This is a genomic window from Paenarthrobacter sp. 10L412 (genome assembly GCF_056395565.1).
Map to the genome: position 1 here is coordinate 206503 of NZ_JBFTJT010000005.1, position 22054 is coordinate 228556.

Consider the following 22054-nt stretch of genomic DNA (forward strand, 5'->3'; position numbering starts at 1 on the left):
AGCGAAGGTGCCGGATCAGGTTCCGGCGAGTCCCGTCGTCGCGACGCCCTTGATGATCTGGCGTTGGAAGAACAGGAAGACGACGATGAGCGGCAAAGCGGCCAACAAAGCGGACGCCATGTTCTGGGCGTATTGGATGCCGTAGGCGCTCTTGATGGTCTGCAGGCCCACCGGGAGGGTCAGCAGGTTGCCGTCGTTGGTTGCGATGAACGGCCACAGGAAGTTGTTCCACGCACCGATGAACACGAAGATCGCGACGGCGGCCAGGATCGGGCGGGACAACGGAAGGATGATCTGGGTAAAGATGCGCAAGCGGCTGGCACCGTCCATCACGGCGGCTTCCTCGAGTTCCCGCGGGATCTGGTCGAAGAACTTCTTCAGCACGAACACCATGGCCGGGTGGATGACCTGCGGCAGGATGATGGCCCAGGAAGTATCGATCAGGTGCAGGGCCAGCATTTGGTAGAACAGCGGAATGATCAGGACCGGCGGTGGGATGATGATGGACGCGATAATCACGGTCATCAGTACCTTCTTGCCCTTGAAATCGATCCTCGAGAGCGCATACGCCACCAGCGCCGAGATCACCAGGGTGATGGCCGTGATGGCCGCCGACGTGTAAAGCGAGTTCCACGTCCAGAGCGGGATGTTGCCGTCCTGGAACACTTTGATGAACGCGTCCGGGGTAAAGCCCGACGGCGGCAGCCAGGTGACATCCGGAGCCGCGGCATCCGTCTCGGTCTTGAAAGCGGTGGCCGTGGCCCAGGCAAACGGGATCAGCCACAACACCGCGATGAATCCGGCGGCGACGATCGCTGTGATTCTGCCGACGGTCAGCTTTTTCCGTGGCTGGTGGATCTTCAGTGCGGTGGTGGGTGCGGCGCCCGGCATGGGACGCGTGAGGGTGGGGGTTGCCATGGTTATGCACTCCTGCGGCGGGTGATGACGAACTGCATGATGGAGACCACCACGATCAGCCCGAAGAAGATGTAGGAGATGGCTGCCGAATATCCCAGCCGGTATCCGGTGAACCCGGTTTCGAAGATGTACTGCACCACGGGACGAGTAGTCCCAGCGGGACCGCCGGCCGTCATCTGGTACACCTGATCGAAGATCTTCAGGGACGCCAGGATCTGGAGCAGCACGATCATCACGGTGGTGGGCGTGAGTTGCGGCAGGGTGATGGAGAAAAACTGCCGCCAAGCGCCGGCACCGTCCAGGGACGCCGCTTCATAGTGTTGCGTTGGAATGTTCTGCATCGCTGCCAGGTACAGAAGGAAGTTGAAGCCCACGGTCCACCACAGCGTTGCAATGACGATCGCCCACATGGCCACATTGGGATCATTCAGCCACGCGACTCGAGGCAGTCCGATTCCTGCCAGGAACTCGTTGATGAGGCCGAGCTGCGGGTTGTACATCCAGGTGAAGAACAGTGAGACAACCGTGGACGCCAGGAGGTACGGGGCAAAGTAGGACAGCCGCCAGAGCCATTGGGCCGGGAGCCCGATATTGAGCAGCGCTGCCATCACCAGGGCCACCAGGACCAGCGGAACCGTGCTGATGACCGTGAAATATAGGGTGTTGCCCAGCGAATGCCACATATCGGCGTCGGCCAGTGCTTCGGCGTAGTTGTCGAACCCGATCAGTTTGTCGTTGGCGCCGGTAAGGGACTTGCCCGTGAGGCTCATGTAGAAGCCGTAGACCATGGGCCAGACGAGGAAGGCGAGGAAGAACACCAGGAACGGGGTGGCGAAGGCCCAGCCGCTCAGATTGTTGTTGGTGCGGCTCCGCGGCCTGCGCAGACTATCCGGCCTTGGCCGGGACAGCGTAGAGGTACTCATTCAAGAACTCCTTTGGTCGCTCGGTACGTTGGCCGGCTAGACCGGGTTAGGACGGGAAAGAAGCGTGTTGGTGCGGTGTTCGAAGGCATCCCAGCCGACTGATGCCTTGTCCCGCCCCAGAAGGACGTTCTGCACGTTCTCCGCGAAGTAGGTCTGCCAGTCCGAGCCGGAGCCGCTGAACCATGCTTCGGGGTCGTAGGCGATGATGTCCGCTGCGTTGGCGTAGTGGATCTGGGGCGTGAGCTCGCGGTAACCCTGGGATTTGACCACAGGTTGGAAGGCCGGAATGTGTCCCGCTTCCGCCCAGGACAGAGATCCCTTGAGGACGTCCGTGACGAATTTGTAGACATCGCGGCGTTTGTCCTCGTTCAGTGTGAGCTGCCGAGGGAGGACAAAGGAATGCGAGTCCGCGTAGGAGGCTGGTGTCCCGTACAAGGTTGGGATGGTGGCTGCGTCTACGGGTATCCCCGCATTCTTCATGGTGGGCAGTTCCCAGACGCCGCTGAACAGCATCCCCGAGCCGCCGCGCGCGAACTCCGCGATGCCCGTGCTGATGTCGCCGGCCTGGGCTGCGATGGTGTCGTCGAAGAGCGAGGTCATGAACTCCAACGACTCAATGGCTGCATCCCGGTCCACTTCCATGGCCTGGCCCGGCGTGAGCACTATGTCCGCTCCGTGCTGTTTATAGAGGGTGTAGAACAGGCGCCACATCTGGGAGCCGCTGCCCAGGTATCCGAAGGACAGGCCGTGGGCCTTGGTGACTTTCTGCATTTCCAGGGCCATGGCCTTGAACTCCTGTGGGGAGCTCACTTCCTGAAGCTGGCCGTTGTTGCCCAGGACTCCCGCTTTGCCTGCCACGTCAGTGTTGTAGAACATGACAAATGGGTGGGAGTCCAGCGCGATGGAGAAGACTTTCCCGTCTTGCTGGCTCTTTTCCCAGATTCGCGGGGCGAAGTTCTCGGGCCTGACGCCATTTTCAGCAAGCAGATCCAAATCCCAAGGCTCAATCAGCCCGCCGGGCGCATACCCGGGAACCCGGCTGGCGTGCATGATGGCCACCTCTGGGGGTCGCCCGCCCGCTGACGCCATGGCCAGCTTGGTGTAATACGGCGGGCCCCAAGCCAACACCGTGGGGTGGACCTTGAAGCCAGGGTTGGCCTGGTTGGCACTGTTGATCATGGCCTGCATCTTGATGCCGTCACCGCCGGACAAGAGATGCCAGAAATCAATGTCCTGAACCGTGTTTGCCTGGGCCGCACCTCCACAGCCTGTGAGGCCCGTGGCCAGGATCCCGCCTCCGAGGAGGGCCGATCCGGTCAATAACTGTCTCCGGGACAACTGTTTCCCGGTCAAAGATTCAAACTGCTTCACCCGTCACTCCTTTGGAAGGGTCCGCTGAAAAAGAACACAACTGCTGCGCAAATCCGGCTCCGGTGCATCTCCACTGCCGGGTAAAGGGTGGCCCGGGGGTGACGCGGCTCTCACATTACATCGTTGTAATATCTGAGGCAAGGAAAAATTGTTAGCGCGCACAGTTAAATTTCAAAGACCGCTTAGCCCGTGCTGTCTCGCTCCACAATGGTGTAGTCCACCGTGACGACGCGTTGTCCGTGGCCCCTGTCGGCCATGCGCGCAGTGAGGAGGCGCAGCGCTTCGGTGGCGATGGTCCGTTTGTCGAAAGATACGGTAGTCAGCGAGGGAACGGCGTACCGCCCGTCCATGACGTCGTCGAAACCTGCCACCGCGATGTCATCAGGAACACGAACACCCCTCTTCCACAGCGCATTGAGGGCACCAATGGCCAGCGAATCCGTGAAGCAGAACAAAGCCTCAGGCAGCGGGTTCGAATCAAGATAGCGGGTCAGCGCTTCGGCTGCAGATCCCGGCGTCCACGGTCCACAAGGAATCAGCAGGGATTCATCCCTGGGGATCCCGAGGATCTGGAGCGCAGCCTCGTAACCCTGGGTCCGCTGGATCGCTGTAGCCGACCGTCTTCGACGGTTGACCCCGAGCACGGCGATACGCCGGCGCCCGGATTTGGCCAAGGCAAGCGTCATATCCCGGGCAGCTGCGAAACTATCCACGTAAACCCGGTCCGCAAGCTCCTGTGTCACTTCGCCCAACAGCACGACGGGAGGCAAGGCCACCCCAACCTTGACGGCACTTTCATCCAGCACCACCGGATTGAGAATGAGCCCATCGATGAGGTTGGAGCGCGCGCGGGTCATCAACTCCTGCTCGCGCTGCGGGTCCGAACCGGTTTCCTCGATCTGGACGCTCCAGCCTTGCTCGTGGGCTACTTCCACAATGCTCTGCGCTATCTCAGCGGAGAACGGGGTGGCCAGGTCAGGCAAGGCCAAGGCGATCACACCGGAGCGGCCGTTGCGGAGTCCGCGGGCGGAAAGGTTGGGAACGTAATCCAGCTCCTGCATTGCCTGCTCAACCCTGAGCCGCGTTGGAGCGCTGACCGGCACGATTCCGTTCATGACGTTCGAGACGGTTTTCGGCGACACTCCCGCGCGGCGTGCCACATCCTTGACCGTTGCCCGCAACAGTCCCCCTTGTGAATTTAGTGTCCGGGTGAAGTTCGAGTCCGGTTCCCACGATGCTACGCGAGTTTGTGTTTACCCAATGCCCTCGCGAAGGCCTCCAACGGGCGTCACGAGTACGCAAACTGCAGGACTTGGTGACACATCATTGTAAAGTGTCTATATGCCCAGGATCACGGCCGCCACGAATGCTGCCCAACGCGCCGAGACCCAACGCCGTATTCTGACCGCCTTTGGCGAGCTCCTCTTTACCCATGGCCTTCCCGGCCTCACCATGACGGACGTCGCGCGCCACGCGGGCGTTGGCCGCACCGCCGTTTACAACTACTACGCAGACATGGAGCAACTGCTCATTGCGTACGCGCTGGATGAAACCGAGCGCTTCATCGTGGACCTTCGCGACTCGCTCGCAGCTCTTGATAACCCGGTGGACCGGCTGGCCCTCTACGTCCGCGCACAGGTAGAGGACCTCAGCCGCCGCCACCTTCCGCCGGGGCCAGCGATGGCCGCCGTCTTATCCCCGGCCTCGTTCGCTAAGCTCGCAGATCACGTGGGCGACCTCAACGTCCTCCTCCAGGACATCCTGACTGAAGGCGTCCAGCAGGGCTACCTCCCGGACACGGATGTCGCCCAGTTGGCGCGGCTCATCCACGGCACACTCTCAGCCAGCGCCGCACGACGCAACCGAACGCCCGACGGCGAGACTCCCCCGCCTGCCCCAGCCTCCGACGTCGAGCTCCAGACAGCGCAAACGGTGCGGTTCATCCAGCTAGGTGCGGGAGCGCAGTTCGACGAGGCGGGCAAGCCCATCCGTGTGGATGGTGCAGTCCCTGACACCCTGGCCGGCTAACGCCAGAGCAACAGGGCGGCGACACCCAAATCAGGGCATCGCCCACCACTTTGCGTGGCGAAAATCAGCCGACGCGTCGTCAGCCCGGCCTACTGGCCCGCCCTACTGAGCCGGGCGGGTGGGGATGATCGGCCATCGGGAAGTATCCGCAATCCTCAGGTCCTCACGCGGACAGCTGAGCTTGCCGGGAGTCTGATCGACGAGCTGCGGTTCCACCAAGCCCTGAAAGCCCCGGGTGAGGACTACGTCCACTGATTCGTCTTCGCGGTTGTCCTGGAAGTAGTCCGTTCCTGCCAAATTCCGCTGGATGTTGAATGCAGCTGCTTGGCCTTTGACTCCTGAAACCACCACGCCGATCCCCGAGTAGGCAGTATCACTGTTGTCCACAGACAGGACTTTGTGCCCCCGTGCTTTGAACTCGTCGGCAACAGTAGTAGCCAGGCCTGCACGCGATGTGGCATTGAAGACGTTGATATTCACGGTTTCGTTCGGCACGTAATCGAACGTGGTGGTGGGGCAGAGGCTGGTGGGCGCCTTGCTGGCGATCGCCGTCGGAATCCTGATGACGCCGTTCATGATGGCCCAGGCGCCGATTGCTCCGGCCGCTATGACACCAACCAGCAGGACAAGAACGATGGCGTGGAAGACCCGGCGCCGGAAGCGGCTGCGTTGGGCACGTGCGTCCTCGGCGAAGGTGGCACGAAGCTCCGGTCCGGTCACCACATGGTGCCCGTGTAACTGCGTCACATCTTTGGGACGCTTGCGCTGCCTAGCCATCGATCACCAGCACGCGTGCGTGGATGGCCGTCCTCTGGTGGAGCGCGGTGCGGACTGCCCGATGCAGCCCATCTTCGAGGTACAGCACGCCCTGGTACTGAACGACGTGCGGGAACAAATCCCCAAAAAACGTTGAATCTTCTGCCAGCAACGCCTCCAGATCAAGGGTGCGCTTGGTGGTGACGAGTTCATCGAGGCGAACAGGCCGCGGTGGAAGGGCAGCCCAGTCACGGGGCGCGGAATATCCATGGTCAGGGTACGGGCGTCCCTCGCCCACAGCTTTGAAGATCACCCTGCAAGCCTATGGAAGTTGCTGCGCTAACGGAACTTGTGACCCCCGGCACACGCAGGTTGTGGCCAAACGGTGACTATCCGAACGTCTGGCGTCACAGCTGTGATGCACACCTCGGGGACTGACAGAATAGGGGCATGACTCAATCGCTCCAAGGTACCGACCGGACCGCTGCCCACACGGCCCCAGCCCTCGCGCTGCTGCTGGACGTCGACGGCCCCATCGCCAGCCCTGTGACGCGCGACGTCAAGCCGGATATCATCGCAGACCTCGTGGCGCTGGCTTCGGCCGGCATCCCCGTCATCTTCAACACAGGCCGATCGGATGCCTTCATCAGCGAACAGGTCATGGGGCCGATGATCGCTGCTGGAATGCCGGCCGACACCATCATCCACGCCATCTGCGAAAAGGGCGCCGTGTGGTTCAGCTACACCGACGCCGGTCCTGGCCCCATCCACGTGGACCACGAGCTCGCCGTGCCCAAGGCATATGGGGATGACATCCGCAGGCTCGTTGCCGAGGACTACTCCGCGCATATGTTCTTCGATGAGACCAAGCGTGCCATGGTCTCCGTTGAGCAGCACGTTGAAGTGGCCAGCGAAGATTACCTGGCCGAGCAAAAACTCTTCGACGCCGATGCCCTGAACATCATGGGCCGCCACGGCCTGAACGCAGCCATCCTGGACCACCACGCCCCTGAGTCCGATGACACCGTGGACTACCGCCTGGACCCCACCATCATTTCCACGGACATCGAATCCGTCCGCTTGGGCAAGGACCTTGGCGCCAGCCGGGCCGTGGAATTGTTGGCCGCCCAGGGAATCACCCCACTCTCCTGGCGCACCGTAGGTGATTCCCGTACGGACTACGCCATGGCAGACTGGCTTCACTACAACGACCACGACGTGAAGCACGTGGACGTCCGGCCCGCAGACGGCGTTCCGGTGAAGCCCTACACCATTCTTACCGCCGCCGACCTCGAGCTGGCGGACGACGTCATTCACGACGACGCCGGCGGAGCCTTCCTGCGCAGCTGGCGCGACGCCCTCGCCATTTAGACTCCTGCATTCCCCAGAAACGACTCACAACAGTACGGAGAAAAGCCATCACGCAAGCACAGGTCGATCCGATTTACCACGGCAGCCCCACCGTAGAGGAAGATGCGATCGCCGAGGCGGTCTCACCTGCCGTCGTTGCCCACCTGAAGCACAGGTCCGACGTCGTCCGTCACCGCGGGCGCTACGCCCTCCTTAACGGCGACCTCACGCCCCAGCAGGCCATGGTTGCGGACCTCCTGGCCATCCGCGCTGCCTTGGACGCAGCCGGCGTGGACTTCATATTGGTGCGTGGCAACGACGAAAGGCCGGTCATCGCCGTCGACTGGGAGTCGCGCAAGGATGTGCGCGAGGCCCTGGTTGCCGCCTTCCGCAATGAGCCGTTCTACTCCATGACCGTCGATGCCAAGAAGAAAACCTCGGTCCTGGTGGCAGACGGCGAACTCTCGGCCAACCGGAAGGCACGCATCTTCCGCCTGTACCGGCCCAGGGTGGAGCTCGGCGGCGGGCTTTGGTACGGCCCTGCCCTTGGTGTCCAGTTGGAGCTGTGGAGGTTCGAAGGCGACCGCCTTGAACTCCCCGTGGAGAATTCCCTGACCCGGCGCACCATGCTGCGCCAGGACGCCGTTCGCGGTACCGTGCAGCGCCACGGCCTCACCTGGCCGACCATCGAGAACATGTTCGCTGACCATGCGAGCGACATCGACTTCGACATCGACATCGTCTTCTCGTGGGTGGATGGCAGCGACCCCGAATACATCGCCAGGAGGCGCGCCCAGCAGGCTGGGGCTGTCCTCGGCGAGGGCGACGACCATGAGGCACGCTTCCGGCAGATCAACGAGCTGAAGTATGCGCTGCGCTCGGTACACATGTTTGCACCGTGGATCCGCAGGATCTTCATCGCCACCGATTCGCCCGCCCCGGCGTGGTTGGCCGACCACCCCTCGGTGACGATCGTGCGCAGCGAAGAGTTCTTCGCCGATCCGTCAGTGTTGCCCACCCACAACTCGCAAGCAGTGGAGTGCCAGCTGCACCATATCGAGGGATTGTCCGAGCACTTCCTCTACTCCAACGACGACATGTTCTTCGGCCGTCCCGTTGGCCCTGACATGTTCTTCACGCCCGGAGGAATCACCAAGTTCATCGAGGCTGACACCCGTATTGGCCTGGGAGAGAACGACGCCGAACGGAGCGGCTTCGAGAACGCTGCGCGCGTCAACCGCAAGCTGCTGTGGGAACGCTTCGGACGGATCACCACCAGGCACCTGGAACACACGGCCGCTCCCCTGCGCCGGAGCGTGGTGGCCCAGATGGAGAAGGAATTTCCCGCCGAGTTCGCGAAGACCGCCGGCAGCCGGTTCCGGGCCGCCGACAACATTTCAGTGACCAACTCGTTCTACCACTACTACGCACTGCTCACCGGCCGCGCCGTTACGCAGACCAGCGCCAAGGTCAGGTATGTGGACTCCACCATGTGGGCCGGACTGCACTACCTGCCCAAGCTGCTTGCAAAGCGCCACATGGACTTCTTCTGCCTGAATGACGGCAGTTTCCCCGAAGTCGAGGCGAATGAACGAGCCGACCTGGTGACCGACTTCCTGGAGAAGTACTTCCCGGTTAAGGCACCTTGGGAGAAGTAAAGCCACCGGGAGAAACAAGCGGAAGCGAGGAGGTGTGCGTGCCCGGCGACGTGTGGGCCCCCACCCGGGACTCGTGCGGAATGCGGATGCCGGCCGCCCCCAGCCGTCGCTGAACCTCGGCTGCATCCAAGGGCTCGCCAACTGTGACGCCACCGGACATCGGAACCACGGAATGCACGATCGTGTGCTCGTAGACGTGGATCATGTTGTACGACTGCGCTCCGTCACGTCCGCGCTGTCCGCCGGCACGCACCCCCAGGTCCTGGGTATAGCAGGTAGCTGAGGCGACCGATACCGGGATGCCGGCGAAGCTCGCCGTCGTCGAGTAGTGCAGGTGGCCACCCAGGATGGTGCGGACGTCTGTGTTTCGGACGACGGCGGCCAGGGCGGCTTGGCCGCGCAACTCCACCAGCACGGCCAGGTCCTGGACGCACGGGACCGGCGGATGGTGAAGGGCAAGTATGGTGCCGTCCGGGGCGGGAGTGGCCAACTCTTCAGCCAGCCACTGAAGCTGGGATTCGGACAACTCCCCATGGTGGTGTCCGGGGACCGTGGTGTCCAGGGTGATGATCCGAAGCCCGTTGACGAAGTAGCTGCGGTCCACAGGATCCTGCGGCCGGCTCGCTACGGAGGCATCCAGGAACGCGGAACGGAAGTTCGCGCGGTTGTCATGGTTGCCCATGGCCCAAATGGCCTTCGCTCCGAGCGCATCGCACACAGGCTCAATCATTTCGCGGAGACGTTTGTAGGCTCGGAACTCGCCCTTGTCCGCAAGGTCGCCGGTAAAGATGATGGCCTCTGGCTTGATCCTGGAGGCAATGATCTGATCGCAGACCTCCTGGAGCCTGGCAGCGCTGTCAACAGAACCATGAAGTGTGTCTGGACCGGCCACCAAGTGAAGATCGCTCAAGTGCAAAAGCACATGACCTGGTTTGGGGTACTCGGCCTCGATGAGCTCCATAGCTGCCTTAGCGTTTGGTGGGAGACGGCGTCTCCCGTGTCATTCCAGTACTTCCAATCCAACCAGACAACAAGCCAACAAGAGGCCAACTGCCGGCGGAATGTTGGAAAATTTCTTTCTCCTTTCGAATTCGAGGACTCTTATGACAAAGCCTTTTCAACGGCGTCAACCAGTTCCTGCGCGTCAGGTTCAACCGTTGAGGGGAACCGTGCAACCAGCTCGCCGTCACGGTTTATGACGAACTTCTCAAAGTTCCACTTGACCTTGACCGGCTGCCCGGACTCATCCCGGGTCAGCTCGGCAAACAACGGATGCTGCTCTTTGCCCAGGACGTTGGCCTTGCTGGTGAGCGGGAAAGAGACGCCAAAGTTGCGTTCGCAGAACTCCGCGATTTCCTCGTCGGCGCCGGGCTCCTGGCCGCCGAACTGGTTGCAGGGCACGCCAAGGATTTCCAGGCCGTCCTCACGGTACTTTCCGTAGAGTTCCTCAAGGCCCGCGTACTGGCGCGTGAAGCCGCATTCGGAGGCCACGTTCACCACCAGTACCGCTTTCCCTTCAAAGCGTCCGAAGTCTGCTTCAGAGCCATCGTTGAAGGTGAGGGGAATGCTGTACAGGGTTCTCATGTGATCGCTTCCTGACGACGTCGTCTGGCGGGATTGCCGCCATCGAGCTTACGGGAGCTGCCGCAGCCATGAAACCTAGGGGTACCTACGCTCGCTGGCTTATGACGCGGGAAGGATGAGCGAAGACAACGGCACGATCACGCCGTCCGGCCGCTGGACCTTGTCCGGGCCAATGAGGATGTATCCAGGCGGAAGAACCACTGCCGGAGGCGTTGACGGAAGCACTGCCGCGGGGCTGGGCACGGGGGCCGCCGGCACGGGAGCCACGGGCGCCACGGTTTGAGTGACCACGGCCGGGGCGGGAGCAACCACCACGGGTGCCGGTGCTACAACTACCGGCGCTGGCGCAACTACCACGGGGGCTGGTGCAACAGCTACCGGTGCGGGCGCAGGGGCTACTGGAGCAGGGGCCGGGTTCACGGGCGCTGCGGGAGCAACCGGCGCCACGGGCTCGACGACGGCGGGCGGGGTGGCGGTGCTGGGAGCCACCGGCGACGTGCTGGGCACAGTCGTCGTTGTGCCAGGTGTTGTCGTACCAGGCGTCGTCGTACCAGGCGTCGTCGTGACAGGCGTCGTTGTGGTGGGCGTCGGTGTGGAAGTCGCCGTCGGGCTTGGCGTTGCCGTCGCGGTCGGTGTCGCTGTAGCTGTTGGCGTAGGCGTTGCCGTCCCTGTCGGGGTTGGCGTTGCCGTGGCCGTCGGAGTCGGTGTGACGGTCTGCGTAGGCGGTGTAGTGCCCGAAGTGGCGGGTGGCGCCTGCGTGACAGGCGGCGTCGTGCCCGAAGTGCCCGGCTGTGTGATCACCGGCGGAGCAACGCTCTCTTCGTGCTCGCCACCTATGACGGCCCGGTTGCTGCTGTCTGACACCGGCACGGCCCACTGCGGCGAGGCAGAGACGCCTGTTCCGACTCCAGGCTGGTAGTTCACCATGGTGATGTTCTGCAGCGGATCGATCTGCCGGAGCGGCAGGTAGATCCAGCCGTTTGGGTTGGTGTGCAGGCCGTTTACGATCGTCTCAAAGTGCAGGTGGCAACCAGTGGACCACCCTGTGGTCCCTACCTCGGCGATGACTTCTCCGACTCGCACGGACTGGCCTTGGGTAACACCAATCCCTTGAAGGTGGTTGTACGTGGTGACCAGGCCGTTGCCGTGTTCAATCTCAACACGGTTGCCTCCACCCCAAGGGTGCCAGCCGACGGCCTTGACCACTCCGGCGTCGGCGGCGTAGACCCTTGTGCCGCATGCCGCAGCGTAATCCTGGCCCCAGTGGAACTCGCCGGGAAGTCCGGTCAATGGACTGTAGCGGTAGCCGTACGGAGAACTCGGGTTGAGGACTTCCAGCGGCGCGTAAAGGCTGCCGGCCGGTGGACGCGACAAACCTGACGAAGCGACGGTCAGGCCGGAGGATCCGTCCTTGGCCACTGTCCGGACAAGTGCGCGGTCGAAGTAGACCATGGGCGTGCCAGCCTCTTGGGCCGGCGGCTCAGGCATGGTGTCGATCACTGTTGTTTCGGCTTCTGGCGGCACTAGGCTACCAAGCGAGAAAGGTCCAACGACGCCTTGCGCCACAGAACCATCCACGGAGCCGGTAGAGACGGAATTCAGGGGTTGGAAACCAAAAGCGAAAAAGGCTACGGCTGCCAGGATTCCGGCGATGAGCATGCGACGAAAAACGTCGGTGCGCACCAAGTCTACATATCGGTAAGATTCACTATGCTTGCCCACAAGAACACTCCCCAAAGCCAGCGGCACCAAACCCCAGCCTGGCGTGCAAGCACCATTGTTGCGGGAATCAAAATGAAAATAAAGGCTTTCCGGCCCCAGTGAAGCGCAGGGTTTCCTCAGTTTTTGCTCAAGGGATCTTGAGATTCGGGGAGGACGCCTTAGCCGAGGTTTTCCTTGAGCAGTGCACGGTGTTCCACGGCGGCGGATTCGTGCAGCGCGCGGCCGGCTTCTGTGAGTTCAAGAAACAGGGAGCGACGATCATCGGCGCACGTTTGGCGGGAGACCAGCCCTGCTTTTTCCAGCCTGTCCACCACCTTGGAAACGGCGCTTTGGGTCATGGGGGTGCGCTCCCCCAAAGACTTCATGCGGCAAGCGGCGTCAGTGCTTTCTGCCACGAGGTCCAGGATTTCGAACTCGTTCAAGCCGATATCGAACTTGGCTTCCAAGGCGCGGTCAATGGCTCCTGCGGTGCGGAAGTAGGAGTCCTGAATGCTTCGCCACTGCTCAACGAGCTGGCGGTCACGCGTCGTTGCCATGCCCCGATTCTAGTCCATTCCGCCATTAGAATCCACGTCATAATATTCTGCGTCATATTCCTTGTCATTCAATGACGCGTCATATAGCTTGGTGGCATGACATCACCCACCACCCTTCAAAGATCCGCCGAGACCGTGGTTGCAGCCGTACGTTGGACGCGCGCCCAGTGGCTGTTGCTGATGGTTGTCTGCACCGTCCTCGCCCTGGACGGGCTGGATGTTTCCATGGTTGGCGTGGCCCTGCCTTCCATCGGACATGAACTCAACCTCGGAACCGATTCCCTCCAGTGGATCGTCTCCGCCTACGTCCTGGGTTACGGAAGCCTCCTGCTCCTGGGCGGCCGGCTCGCGGACCTGCTGGGCCGCCGTCGCATATTCCTCATCGCCTTGGCGGTGTTCGCCGCAGCCTCACTCCTCGGTGGCCTGGTGGACGATCCCGCGATCCTGATCGCCACCCGGTTCGTTAAGGGTCTCGCGGCAGCGTTCACCGCGCCCACAGGCTTCTCGATCATCACCACTAACTTCGCCGAGGGCCGCGAGCGCAACAAGGCCCTCTCCATCTTCACCACGTTCGGCGCCAGCGGCTTCTCGTTGGGCCTGGTGGTCGGTGGGCTGATGACCAGCCTGAGCTGGCGGTGGACGTTCCTGGTTTCCGTGCCGATCGCCGTCGCCGTTGTCCTGCTGGGCATGAAGTTCATTCCGAAAGACAAGCCGTCCGCAGAAAACAGCGGGCATGACATCTGGGGTGCCGTGACGCTCGCGCTGGGCATGCTCGGCCTCGTCTATACGCTGGTTTCAGCGCCGGAGCAGGGCTGGGGATCTGTGGCAACTATCGCCGGATTCGCAGTATCTGCAGCGGTCCTTGCGGCCTTCGCGGTGATAGAGAACAAGGTCAAGCACCCACTGATCCGCTTCGGCATCCTCAAGGAAGGCTGGGTAGCCCGGGCCAACCTCAGCGCAGTGGGGCTTTTCGGTTCCTACCTGAGTTTCCAGTTCATCGTCACCATGTTCTTGCAGTCGGTGCTCGGTTGGACGCCTTTGGGCATGGCTTTGGCCCTGCTGCCCGCCGGATTGCTGGTGGCCACGAGTGCTCCTTTTGCTGACCGGCTGATCGAGAAATTCGGTGCCACCCAACTGATCCTCACGGGCCTCACGGCACTTGGCTTGGGCTACGTCCTGTTCCTCCGGGTGGGCACCACGCCCAACTACGCCCTGGACATCCTGCCCTCGGTGATCCTGCTGGGCATCGGATTCGCTCTGGCCTTCCCGTCCATCAACGTTCAGGCCACCACAGGCATCAAGGACTCTGAGCAAGGCCTGGCTGCCGGTTTGATCCAAACCAGCACCCAAGTGGGGGCAGCACTGGTCCTGGCAGTCACCACCGCTTTGGTGAGCGGACACGGAAAGGCGGCTGGAACCGTCAGCGCCCAGGCCATGCTGGAACAGTACCGCCCGGGCCTCATCCTCAGTGCCGCCGTCGCCATCGCGGCCCTGCTGGTGGCAGCAGCACCGTCAAGGCGCCGCATCCGCTCCTAGGTTTTGTGCACGGCTCCTGCCCTTTCGACCGCCTCCGCAGGGCAGGAGCTGTACACAAATTGCTCTGTACAGGTTCCGCGAAGAGCGGTCTCATGGGATGCATGAGGAATTACCTCACCGAGTACAGGTACGAACTTCAACGCACCTTCACGGGAACGGCCGGAACGCCACCCGAGTGGGTGCCGCGCCTGGCGGAAGGGAACGACGCCGGATATCACCTTCCCGGCTCGGCCGTCTGGGCGGTGCATGGCTCCATGGCCACTATTGTGGCCGGAATCAGGGTCCTGCTGATGCAGTCCCTGCATCCCGGCGCGCTTGCAGGTGTTTACGAGCACTCCGGCTTCAAGGAAGATCCTCTGGGCCGGCTGGCCAGTACCGTGCGCTGGATTTTCACGGTCACGTACGGCTCCAAGGAAGCTGCTGAGGCAGCAACGTACCGTGTCCGGAAAATCCACGAGCACGTCCGGGGAAGCTACGTGGACGGCACCGGAGCGTACCGCCCCTACGCCGCCAATGATCCCGAACTGCTCCGCTGGGTCCATGTCACCTACGCGGATTCCTTCCTTACTGCCAACCGCATCTGGGGCCATCCGATACCCGGCGGCCCGGATGCCTACGTCCGGGAGTGGGCGCAGGCCGGCCGGCTCATGGGCGTGGAGGATCCGCCCATCACCGAGGCCCAGGTTCGCGAGGAACTGGAAGCCTGGTATGCCTCCGGGATCTTGCGCTCGGATGACCGGCTGGCGGAAACCATTGCCTTTATACGCCGCCCGCCCTTGAGCCCACTCCTTCTGCCGGGATACCGGATACTGTTCGCTGCCGCCGTCGCAAGCCTTGAACCCAAGTACCGGGACATGCTGGGCCTGCGAGCCGCGCGACTGGGTCCAATCCCCTTGCCCGCCATCACCACCGGTCGCATTGTTCTGGGCATGGTCCGGCTGGCCCTTGGTTCACATGGTCCAAGCGAACTCGCAGCGCGACGGCGGTTGCAGAGGCTGGGATATGCGGAGGCCTGATGGTCCTGGCTTGTACCGCCACCACCCACTTTGAATCCGTAAGCATTTGACCGCGCCGCAATTCCTGGTGTGTCGGGCTCAAACCCAGCCAAAGTGGGTGGTGGACGTATGGCCTGATCAATCGACAACAACGAAGGCCGGGCAGGTCGGAACGAATCCGTCCTACCCGGCCTTCGTGGCCAGGCCTTAGATCAGGTGGTCCGAGAGGTGGTTCGGGGTACCGAAGCGGTGGGCCGTAATGGACACGGCCTGCTCACGGAGGAACGGGAGCATCTCGATGCGGCCGGCCTGCGTCACTTCACCGTGGTAAACGGCCACATCCGGACGACCACCCATGGCTGCGCTCAGCGCGGCAAAGTCGCCGCCGATCAGCCGGATCCGGCCGGCGTCGAACTTTGCTGCACGAGCCAGCCACGCGGCGTCGTCCTCGATCCGGACGCTGACGCCCAGGTTCGCGAACACATTCACCACAGCATCTTCAAGCACGACGGCGGAGCTCACCTTGAGCGCCGAACCGGCCACTGCACCGGCTGCTACTACTCGGAGCAGTTCAGCAAGCCGCTCGCCTTCGGAGAGGCGGATCGTCACGGGGAGGGAGCGGTAGCGGAACACGTTGCGCTCTGCGGACAGTGCAGAGACGTCCTTGCGGGTGCCGAATTCGGATTCCCAGGCGGCGGCGTCGCTGAAGAGTGACTGCTGGAGGGTCTGGAGCTCCTCAGCGGACACGTCCGCGGACTTTGCAGCGGCAAGGATCTGGGCGGCTGCCCCCTGAAGGACCATGCCACGCTTGGCCTTGGCTTCGGCGGGGAGCCAGCTGCCCAGACCAATGAGGTAGTTCGGTCCGCCGGCCTTGGTTCCGGCGCCAACGGCCGACTTCTTCCAGCCACCGAACGGCTGGCGCTGGACGATCGCACCGGTGATGCCGCGGTTGACGTACAGGTTTCCGGCCTGGATGGTGTCCAGCCAGACGCCCATTTCAGCGGAGTCCAGGGAGTGCAGGCCAGCGGTGAGGCCGTACTCGATCTCGTTCTGGATGGCAATGGCTTCCTCGAGGGTCTCAGCAGTCATAACACCCAGGACCGGGCCGAAGAACTCGGTGAGGTGGAAGTAGGAGCCACGCTTGACGCCGGAGCGGATGCCCGGGGACCACAGGCGGCCTGTCTCGTCCAGGCGCTCAGGCTTAATCGCCCAGCTTTCGCCTTCGCCCAGGGTAGTAAGGGCGCTCAGGAGCTTGCCATTGGCCGGCTCGATGATCGGCCCCATCTGCGTGGTGGCGTTCTCCGGGTAGCCGACGGTCAGCGAGCGGGCCGCGTCAATCAGCTGGTTGTGGAAGCGGGCACTCTTCGCCACCGAGCCCACCAGGATCACCAGCGAGGCTGCCGAGCACTTCTGGCCTGCGTGGCCGAAGGCGGAGTACACGACGTCCTTCGCGGCTAGATCCAGGTCAGCACTCGGGGTCACGATGATGGCGTTCTTGCCCGACGTCTCCGCGAGCAGCGGCAGGTCCTGGCGGAACGAGCGGAACAGCTCAGCGGTTTCGTAGCCGCCGGTGAGGATGACACGGTCGACGCTCGGGTGCGAGACCAGTTGAGTGCCGAGTTCACGCTCTTCGAGCTGCACGAGCGCCAGCACTTCGCGCGGCACACCGGCTTCCCAGAGCGCATCCACCATGACCGAACCAGAGCGGCGGGCCTGCTTTGCAGGCTTAATCACGACGGCGGAACCTGAGGCGAGCGCTGCGAGCGTCGAGCCTGCGGGGATCGCCACCGGGAAGTTCCACGGCGGGGTCACCACGGTGAGGTTCGCTGGGACGAAGGTGGCGCCGTCGACCGTTTCCAGGTCCTTGGCGCCCTCCGCGTAGTAGTGCGCGAAGTCGATTGCTTCGCTGACCTCGGGGTCGCCTTGGTCGATGGTCTTGCCGGTCTCGGAAGCCATGACCTCAAGGAGTTCTGCGCGGCGGGCTTCAAGGACGTCGCCGGCGCGGTGCAGGATTGCGGCGCGTTCGGCTGCCGGGCGGGCGCCCCAGGCCTTGCCGTGATCCACGGCGGTGGCGATGATGCGATCCAGTTCGGTGGCGTCGGAGACCTTGGTGGATTCCACGATTTTGTTGCCGGCAGTGGAACCGGGGATGCGCTTGAGGATGTCGCGGCCCCAGGCGCGGTTTGCCGGGAGCGCCGGATCTGTGTCTGGGGTGTTGCGGAAGCCCTCAAGCGGGGCCGGTTCGGATGGCAAGCGGCGGTCCTGCTTGCGGTTGGGGCCCGGAACCTTGTCCGTCATGCCGGCCAGGGAGTTCAGGAAGCGCTGCTGCTCACGCTTGAACAGGGCTTCGTTTTCACTGAGCTCGAAGACCGCCGACATGAAGTTTTCCTGGCTGGCACCCTCTTCGAGCCGGCGGATCAGGTACGCGATGGCGACGTCGAACTCGCCCGGGTGGACCACCGGTGTGTAGAGCAGGAGGCTGCCGACATCCTTGCGGACAGCCGTGGCCTGGCCTGTTGCCATGCCCAGGAGCATTTCGAATTCGATACCCTCAGTTACACCTCGCTGCTTGGCAAGCAACCAGGCGAAGGCGACATCGAAGAGGTTGTGTCCCGCGACGCCAATGCGGACGGCGTCGATGTGCTCCGGGGTGAGGGCGTAGTTGATGACGTTCTTGTAGCTGGTGTCCGAATCCTGCTTGCTGCCCCATGTAGCCACCGGCCAATCGTGCAGTGACGCCTCCACCTGTTCCATGGGCAGGTTGGCGCCCTTGACGACGCGGACCTTGATGGGTGCACCGCCCTGTGCGCGGCGGGCAGCGGCCCACTCCTGCAGTTCGTGCATGGCACCGAGGGCGTCCGGGAGGTAGGCCTGAAGCACGATGCCGGCTTCCAGGTTCTTGAACTCGGGCATGTCCAGGATCCGCTTGAACACGGCAATGGTCATGCTGAGGTCCTTGTACTCCTCCATGTCCAGGTTGATGAACTTGGGCTTGGGGAAGGACGCGGCCAGGCGGTACAGCGGCGTGAGCTTCTCCACCACGTGATCGACGGCTTCGTCGAAGGCCCACGGAGAGTGCGGCGCCACGGTGGAGGATTCCTTGATGGAGACGTAGTCAACGTCTTCGCGGGCAAGGAGCTTGAGCGTGCCATCCAGGCGGCGCTGGGCTTCGTGCTCACCGAGGACTGCCTCGCCGAGGAGGTTCACGTTCAGGTGCACGCCGTCCTGGCGGATCTTTGCGATGGCCGGACCCAGCTTCGCGTCCGTGGCGTCCACGATCAGGTGGCCCACCATGTCGCGGAGCACGCGGCGCGCGATCGGGATGACAACCTGTGGGACGATCGGAGCCATCACTCCACCTACACGGACAGCGCTGCGCATGTACCAGGGCAGGAACTTGGGCACCTTCGGGGCCAGCTCGGCGAGCTTGCGGCCGGCGACCGACAGATCCTCAGGGCGGATGACGCCGTCGACGAATCCGACCGTGAAGTCAAGGCCATTCGGGTCCTTCAAGACGCCGGCGAGGCGCTGGGCGGACACGTCCACGGGAATCTTGCTGGCTTCGGTAAGCCAGTGGCGGACCAACGCGATGGCTTCCTGTGCCAGTGCATCGAACTGCCCGGAATCCTGGGTGCGCGGGGCGGCGGCAACCGGGAGGGTGCTGGTCATTGGGGCTCCTTCTGGGACGGAGAAGTTTGTTTGTTTCCATCAGTATGGATCTACAATCACGTTAGGAAAAGCGATCTTTTCTGACGAATATTCATTACCCATCCCGAACCTTTGGAGGCCGCCTTGCTGGACGTCCGCAGGCTGCGTTTGCTGCACGAATTGAAGATCCGCGGAACGCTCGCTGAGGTGGCCGATGCCATGCAGTACAGCCCCTCTTCCGTGTCCCAGCAACTGACCCTGCTGGAGAAGGAAGCAGGCGTCGAACTGCTTCGCAAGGCTGGCCGCCGGGTGCAGCTGACACCTCAAGCCGAGATCCTGGTTGCACACACCGCCGCCCTCCTGGAGACACTGGAACGCGCCGAAACCGAACTGGCCGCGTCGCTGTCCACAGTCACAGGAACTGTCCGGTTGGCAGTGTTCCAGTCGGCCGCACTCGCGCTTCTGCCTGACTTCCTCAGCATCATGCGCCAGGAGTATCCGGAAGTGCGCGTGGAAATGACCCAGCGCGAACCCGAGACAGCACTTTACGAAACCTGGGCGCGCGACTTCGACATTGTGGTGGCGGAGCAATATCCCGGGCACGCCGCGCCTCATCACCCGGGGCTGGACCGGGCAACGCTGACCAGTGACGCCATCCGGCTGGCCACTCCCCCGGTCGGACTGGGCGGGGAGCTTGTTGCCTCACTGGCTGACACCGCAGACATGCCCTGGGTCATGGAGCCCCGAGGCGCCGCCTCCCGGCACTGGGCTGAGCAGGCCTGCCGATCCGCTGGCTTCGAACCGGACGTCAGATACGAAACGGCCGACCTTCAAGCACAGATCCGGCTCATTGAATCCGGAAATGCCGTTGCCCTCATGCCGGACCTCGTCTGGACAGGCCGGACACGCCCCGTCCAACTGCTGGACCTCCCCAGCCTGCCAACGCGGACCGTCTTCACGTCCACAAGGACGGCCGGCCGGATCCACCCCGCGATTCTTGCGTGCAGGGAAGTACTGGAGCGGGTGGCCGCTGCGCAGCAAGTTGATGCAGGGCAGCAAGTTGACGCAGGGCAGCAGTAGCCAGCTCACTTCCGCAGCGCCGGGCGTCCGTTGGCGACGCGCAAATTCGCCCACGCCTTCGAAACACACTGGCGACGCCCGGATATGGGTGTCCCCAGTCCGGGTCGCGGGCAGGAGCCAACGTAGGTGTCAGGAACGCAAAAGGCCCCGGTCCTGGGGACCGGGGCCAAACGCGGAGAATGGGGGATTTGAACCCCCGAGGGCGTTAACCCAACACGCGTTCCAGGCGTGCGCCATAGGCCGCTAGGCGAATTCTCCTTGCTTCCGAATCGAAAGCAGATACTACTGTACCTGAGAATTTCGGCATCGTGTAATCGGCCCGGCGAGGCCTCCAGGTGCGTCGGTCAAAACCGCGCCTTAACGGAAAAATGGACGCCCCCAACGCGCCCATTCTTGCGGTATCACCGTTGAGCTGCCGGGTCCGGCCCCTCGCCCCCAGGCCCCGCAGCTCACAATCTTGAGATTGCCCCAATCGGTGTACATACCCATGGTCCGCTGTGACCCGCAGATATGCAATGGTGTGCGCCGCTTTGCAGCCGAAGTTACTGACAGGATGTTCCCATGACGCAGCTTCACGCCCTGGTTGTTTACGTTCCCGAGACCCATACTCCAGCGGTCCTGATGGCAATAGGGGACGCCGGCGCAGGACGGATCGGCGACTACTCGCATTGCTCGTTTACCTCGCCCGGCACTGGCCACTTCACTCCCCTGCCGGGCGCACAGCCGTTCATCGGCGACGTCGGAAACAGCGAGCAGGTGCCGGAAACCCGGGTTGAGTGCGTGGTTGAGGAGGACGTGCTCGACGCCGTTGTGCTGGCTCTGCGAACGGCGCACCCTTACGAGGAGCCGGCTTTCATGACGTGGCCGGTGAGGGGGTGGCGGTAATCCATAAGTGCGCGTCAGGCGAAGATGGGCATTCGCCCAGCAGCCAACTCACCATTGATGACTGCGATCTCATCGGCTGACAGCAGCCTCACTCCCTCACCAACGGCATGGGTCGAAGCGGTGGCCCAGTCCACGACGTCGGACCAGCACCATAGCGAAACGCCCGCTTGGATGGCTGGGCGAGGGAATGGAAAGTCGGCCTTTCGGTCGCCAGCGACCCAGAGGGCGACCGCCTGCCTGGTTGCACCCAGCCGTTCAGCAATTTCGCTCCGGGTGACGTAGTCGAAATCGACGGACTGAACCTTCCCTCCGAGATCGTGGACCCGGGAAACAAGGCGGCGCGCAGCCTCTGTACCGCTGGGGGCATCTTGGAGGAAAGTCACATACGGAACGCCGGCCAAGCGGGAAACTATCGCGTCGAGTTGCTCCACGAGCAAGTCTTCAACCTGCTCCGAAAGTTCCCCGAGGCGGAGACGTACTTCGAATGGCTGCTCCGTGGTCATGGTTTCAGCATAGCCCGCTCTGTTGACAAATGACAACACCTAACGCCGCCCCCTGAGCAGTTCGTGCTGACCTGACACCGACGCGCGTCGCGCGCAAGGATCTTGGCTCGCTGGGTCGAGCTCTTAGGAGACCCGTCAACCCTTAACTGCGCGCCGTCAGATCCGCAGGGGCAATACATGTAGAACTTGTGACCTTGCCGCCTCAACCTCCATCCGGACGAGGTGAGGACACGAACCACGGCGAGCACGTCCTTATGAATCTCACTGGACACATCCTTTGGATCGACCCAGTCACCGCTACCCATCCAGCCCCATAGCCTCGCCCTCTCAAATGAACATCTCATGTAGTGCGAGGTTTACCACCCAGCCCCGACAAAATGTGGGCGCCAACCAGCCGCCGTCGAGCGTTTTCCACAGCCCTTTGTGCCGATTCGAACCAATAACCAAGTTCAGGTAAGCTTGTCGACGGCCCCTCATGTGGCGTCATCCTGTTGAACTCCCCCAGGACCGGAAGGTAGCAAGGGTAGATGGGCTCTGGCGGGTGCATGAGGGGTCTCTTAT

Annotated in this window: 19 protein-coding genes, 1 tRNA gene and 1 other RNA gene; 8 read left to right on the plus strand and 13 right to left on the minus strand. The window is 62.8% G+C overall.

The window, feature by feature from the left end:
• Positions 1-15 precede the first annotated feature (15 nt).
• The 4 genes from AC1DD7_RS07610 to AC1DD7_RS07625 all read right to left on the minus strand — a co-directional run bounded on the left by AC1DD7_RS07610 (position 16) and on the right by AC1DD7_RS07625 (position 4393).
• Complete coding sequence (locus AC1DD7_RS07610; RefSeq protein WP_477514467.1) at positions 16-918, minus strand: carbohydrate ABC transporter permease; 903 nt, start codon at positions 916-918, stop codon at positions 16-18.
• A 2-nt stretch (positions 919-920) separates the two neighbouring features.
• Positions 921-1841, minus strand: a complete 921-nt coding sequence (locus AC1DD7_RS07615; RefSeq protein WP_477514468.1) for a carbohydrate ABC transporter permease — start codon at positions 1839-1841, stop codon at positions 921-923.
• Positions 1842-1877: 36 nt separating this feature from the next.
• On the minus strand, positions 1878-3212 hold the full coding sequence (locus AC1DD7_RS07620; protein WP_477514469.1) for an extracellular solute-binding protein: 1335 nt from the start codon (positions 3210-3212) through the stop codon (positions 1878-1880).
• Between the two features lie 182 nt (positions 3213-3394).
• On the minus strand, positions 3395-4393 hold the full coding sequence (locus AC1DD7_RS07625) for a LacI family DNA-binding transcriptional regulator (protein ID WP_477514470.1): 999 nt from the start codon (positions 4391-4393) through the stop codon (positions 3395-3397).
• Between the two features lie 160 nt (positions 4394-4553).
• Here AC1DD7_RS07625 and AC1DD7_RS07630 point away from each other — a divergent pair, with 160 nt between their 5' ends.
• Entirely contained in the window at positions 4554-5240 is a 687-nt protein-coding gene (locus tag AC1DD7_RS07630; RefSeq protein WP_477514471.1) for a TetR/AcrR family transcriptional regulator, read from the plus strand.
• A gap of 102 nt (positions 5241-5342) precedes the next feature.
• Here the strand turns inward: AC1DD7_RS07630 and AC1DD7_RS07635 are convergent, their stop codons facing one another.
• Together AC1DD7_RS07635 and AC1DD7_RS07640 are read right to left on the minus strand one after the other, a co-directional pair.
• On the minus strand, positions 5343-5987 hold the full coding sequence (locus tag AC1DD7_RS07635; protein WP_442018678.1) for a LytR C-terminal domain-containing protein: 645 nt from the start codon (positions 5985-5987) through the stop codon (positions 5343-5345).
• 22 nt (positions 5988-6009) lie between these two features.
• The gene (locus AC1DD7_RS07640; protein WP_062069994.1) at positions 6010-6309 is read right to left on the minus strand and encodes a type II toxin-antitoxin system VapB family antitoxin; all 300 of its coding nucleotides are present in this window, start codon (positions 6307-6309) and stop codon (positions 6010-6012) included.
• Between the two features lie 137 nt (positions 6310-6446).
• Here AC1DD7_RS07640 and AC1DD7_RS07645 point away from each other — a divergent pair, with 137 nt between their 5' ends.
• Positions 6447-7367 (plus strand): Cof-type HAD-IIB family hydrolase, encoded by a 921-nt coding sequence (locus AC1DD7_RS07645; protein WP_477514472.1) that lies wholly within the window; start codon positions 6447-6449, stop codon positions 7365-7367.
• 47 nt (positions 7368-7414) lie between these two features.
• Positions 7415-9004: a stealth family protein gene (locus tag AC1DD7_RS07650; protein ID WP_477514534.1), complete on the plus strand. Its 1590-nt coding sequence runs from the start codon at positions 7415-7417 to the stop codon at positions 9002-9004.
• Here the strand turns inward: AC1DD7_RS07650 and AC1DD7_RS07655 are convergent.
• The 4 genes from AC1DD7_RS07655 to AC1DD7_RS07670 all read right to left on the minus strand — a co-directional run bounded on the left by AC1DD7_RS07655 (position 8982) and on the right by AC1DD7_RS07670 (position 12846).
• A complete protein-coding gene (locus AC1DD7_RS07655; RefSeq protein ID WP_477514473.1) occupies positions 8982-9965 on the minus strand; it encodes a phosphodiesterase in 984 nt (327 codons plus the stop codon). The genes AC1DD7_RS07650 and AC1DD7_RS07655 overlap by 23 nt on opposite strands.
• Positions 9966-10105: 140 nt before the next feature.
• Complete coding sequence (locus AC1DD7_RS07660) at positions 10106-10588, minus strand: glutathione peroxidase (protein WP_442018676.1); 483 nt, start codon at positions 10586-10588, stop codon at positions 10106-10108.
• Positions 10589-10687: 99 nt separating this feature from the next.
• Positions 10688-12271 carry a M23 family metallopeptidase gene (locus AC1DD7_RS07665; RefSeq protein WP_477514474.1) on the minus strand — a complete coding sequence of 528 codons (1584 nt, stop codon included), beginning with the start codon at positions 12269-12271 and terminating at the stop codon, positions 10688-10690.
• Positions 12272-12468: 197 nt separating this feature from the next.
• Positions 12469-12846, minus strand: coding sequence for a MarR family transcriptional regulator (locus AC1DD7_RS07670; RefSeq protein ID WP_442004331.1), 378 nt, complete (start codon positions 12844-12846; stop codon positions 12469-12471).
• 96 nt (positions 12847-12942) lie between these two features.
• Here AC1DD7_RS07670 and AC1DD7_RS07675 point away from each other — a divergent pair, with 96 nt between their 5' ends.
• Complete coding sequence (locus tag AC1DD7_RS07675; RefSeq protein WP_477514475.1) at positions 12943-14382, plus strand: MFS transporter; 1440 nt, start codon at positions 12943-12945, stop codon at positions 14380-14382.
• 92 nt (positions 14383-14474) lie between these two features.
• The gene (locus tag AC1DD7_RS07680) at positions 14475-15398 is read left to right on the plus strand and encodes an oxygenase MpaB family protein (RefSeq protein ID WP_477514476.1); all 924 of its coding nucleotides are present in this window, start codon (positions 14475-14477) and stop codon (positions 15396-15398) included.
• Between the two features lie 186 nt (positions 15399-15584).
• Here the strand turns inward: AC1DD7_RS07680 and AC1DD7_RS07685 are convergent, their stop codons facing one another.
• Positions 15585-19046: a bifunctional proline dehydrogenase/L-glutamate gamma-semialdehyde dehydrogenase gene (locus AC1DD7_RS07685; RefSeq protein ID WP_477514477.1), complete on the minus strand. Its 3462-nt coding sequence runs from the start codon at positions 19044-19046 to the stop codon at positions 15585-15587.
• A 123-nt stretch (positions 19047-19169) separates the two neighbouring features.
• Here AC1DD7_RS07685 and AC1DD7_RS07690 point away from each other — a divergent pair, with 123 nt between their 5' ends.
• Positions 19170-20105, plus strand: a complete 936-nt coding sequence (locus tag AC1DD7_RS07690; RefSeq protein WP_477514478.1) for a LysR substrate-binding domain-containing protein — start codon at positions 19170-19172, stop codon at positions 20103-20105.
• Positions 20106-20278: 173 nt separating this feature from the next.
• Here AC1DD7_RS07690 and AC1DD7_RS07695 read toward each other — a convergent pair.
• Positions 20279-20363 (minus strand) — tRNA-Ser (locus AC1DD7_RS07695).
• A gap of 303 nt (positions 20364-20666) precedes the next feature.
• Here AC1DD7_RS07695 and AC1DD7_RS07700 point away from each other — a divergent pair.
• Complete coding sequence (locus AC1DD7_RS07700; RefSeq protein ID WP_477514479.1) at positions 20667-20990, plus strand: hypothetical protein; 324 nt, start codon at positions 20667-20669, stop codon at positions 20988-20990.
• Positions 20991-21004: 14 nt separating this feature from the next.
• On the opposite strand, the gene AC1DD7_RS07705 is transcribed toward AC1DD7_RS07700, so the two are convergent.
• A complete protein-coding gene (locus tag AC1DD7_RS07705) occupies positions 21005-21493 on the minus strand; it encodes a hypothetical protein (protein WP_477514480.1) in 489 nt (162 codons plus the stop codon).
• Between the two features lie 464 nt (positions 21494-21957).
• Between AC1DD7_RS07705 and ffs the strand changes: the two genes are divergently transcribed.
• An RNA gene (ffs, locus tag AC1DD7_RS07710) (signal recognition particle sRNA small type) lies at positions 21958-22054 on the plus strand.

Excerpts from the sequence above, each read along its gene's own strand:
- AC1DD7_RS07675 (WP_477514475.1), top strand. The coding sequence starts at position 12,943 with ATGACATCACCCACCACCCTTCAAAGATCCGCCGAGACCGTGGTTGCA.
- AC1DD7_RS07630 (WP_477514471.1), top strand. The coding sequence starts at position 4,554 with ATGCCCAGGATCACGGCCGCCACGAATGCTGCCCAACGCGCCGAGACC.
- AC1DD7_RS07615 (WP_477514468.1), bottom strand. The coding sequence starts at position 1,841 with ATGAGTACCTCTACGCTGTCCCGGCCAAGGCCGGATAGTCTGCGCAGG.
- AC1DD7_RS07610 (WP_477514467.1), bottom strand. The coding sequence starts at position 918 with ATGGCAACCCCCACCCTCACGCGTCCCATGCCGGGCGCCGCACCCACC.
- AC1DD7_RS07705 (WP_477514480.1), bottom strand. The coding sequence starts at position 21,493 with ATGACCACGGAGCAGCCATTCGAAGTACGTCTCCGCCTCGGGGAACTT.
- AC1DD7_RS07680 (WP_477514476.1), top strand. The coding sequence starts at position 14,475 with ATGGGATGCATGAGGAATTACCTCACCGAGTACAGGTACGAACTTCAA.
- AC1DD7_RS07645 (WP_477514472.1), top strand. The coding sequence starts at position 6,447 with ATGACTCAATCGCTCCAAGGTACCGACCGGACCGCTGCCCACACGGCC.
- AC1DD7_RS07670 (WP_442004331.1), bottom strand. The coding sequence starts at position 12,846 with ATGGCAACGACGCGTGACCGCCAGCTCGTTGAGCAGTGGCGAAGCATT.
- AC1DD7_RS07685 (WP_477514477.1), bottom strand. The coding sequence starts at position 19,046 with ATGACCAGCACCCTCCCGGTTGCCGCCGCCCCGCGCACCCAGGATTCC.
- AC1DD7_RS07700 (WP_477514479.1), top strand. The coding sequence starts at position 20,667 with ATGACGCAGCTTCACGCCCTGGTTGTTTACGTTCCCGAGACCCATACT.
- AC1DD7_RS07655 (WP_477514473.1), bottom strand. The coding sequence starts at position 9,965 with ATGGAGCTCATCGAGGCCGAGTACCCCAAACCAGGTCATGTGCTTTTG.
- AC1DD7_RS07660 (WP_442018676.1), bottom strand. The coding sequence starts at position 10,588 with ATGAGAACCCTGTACAGCATTCCCCTCACCTTCAACGATGGCTCTGAA.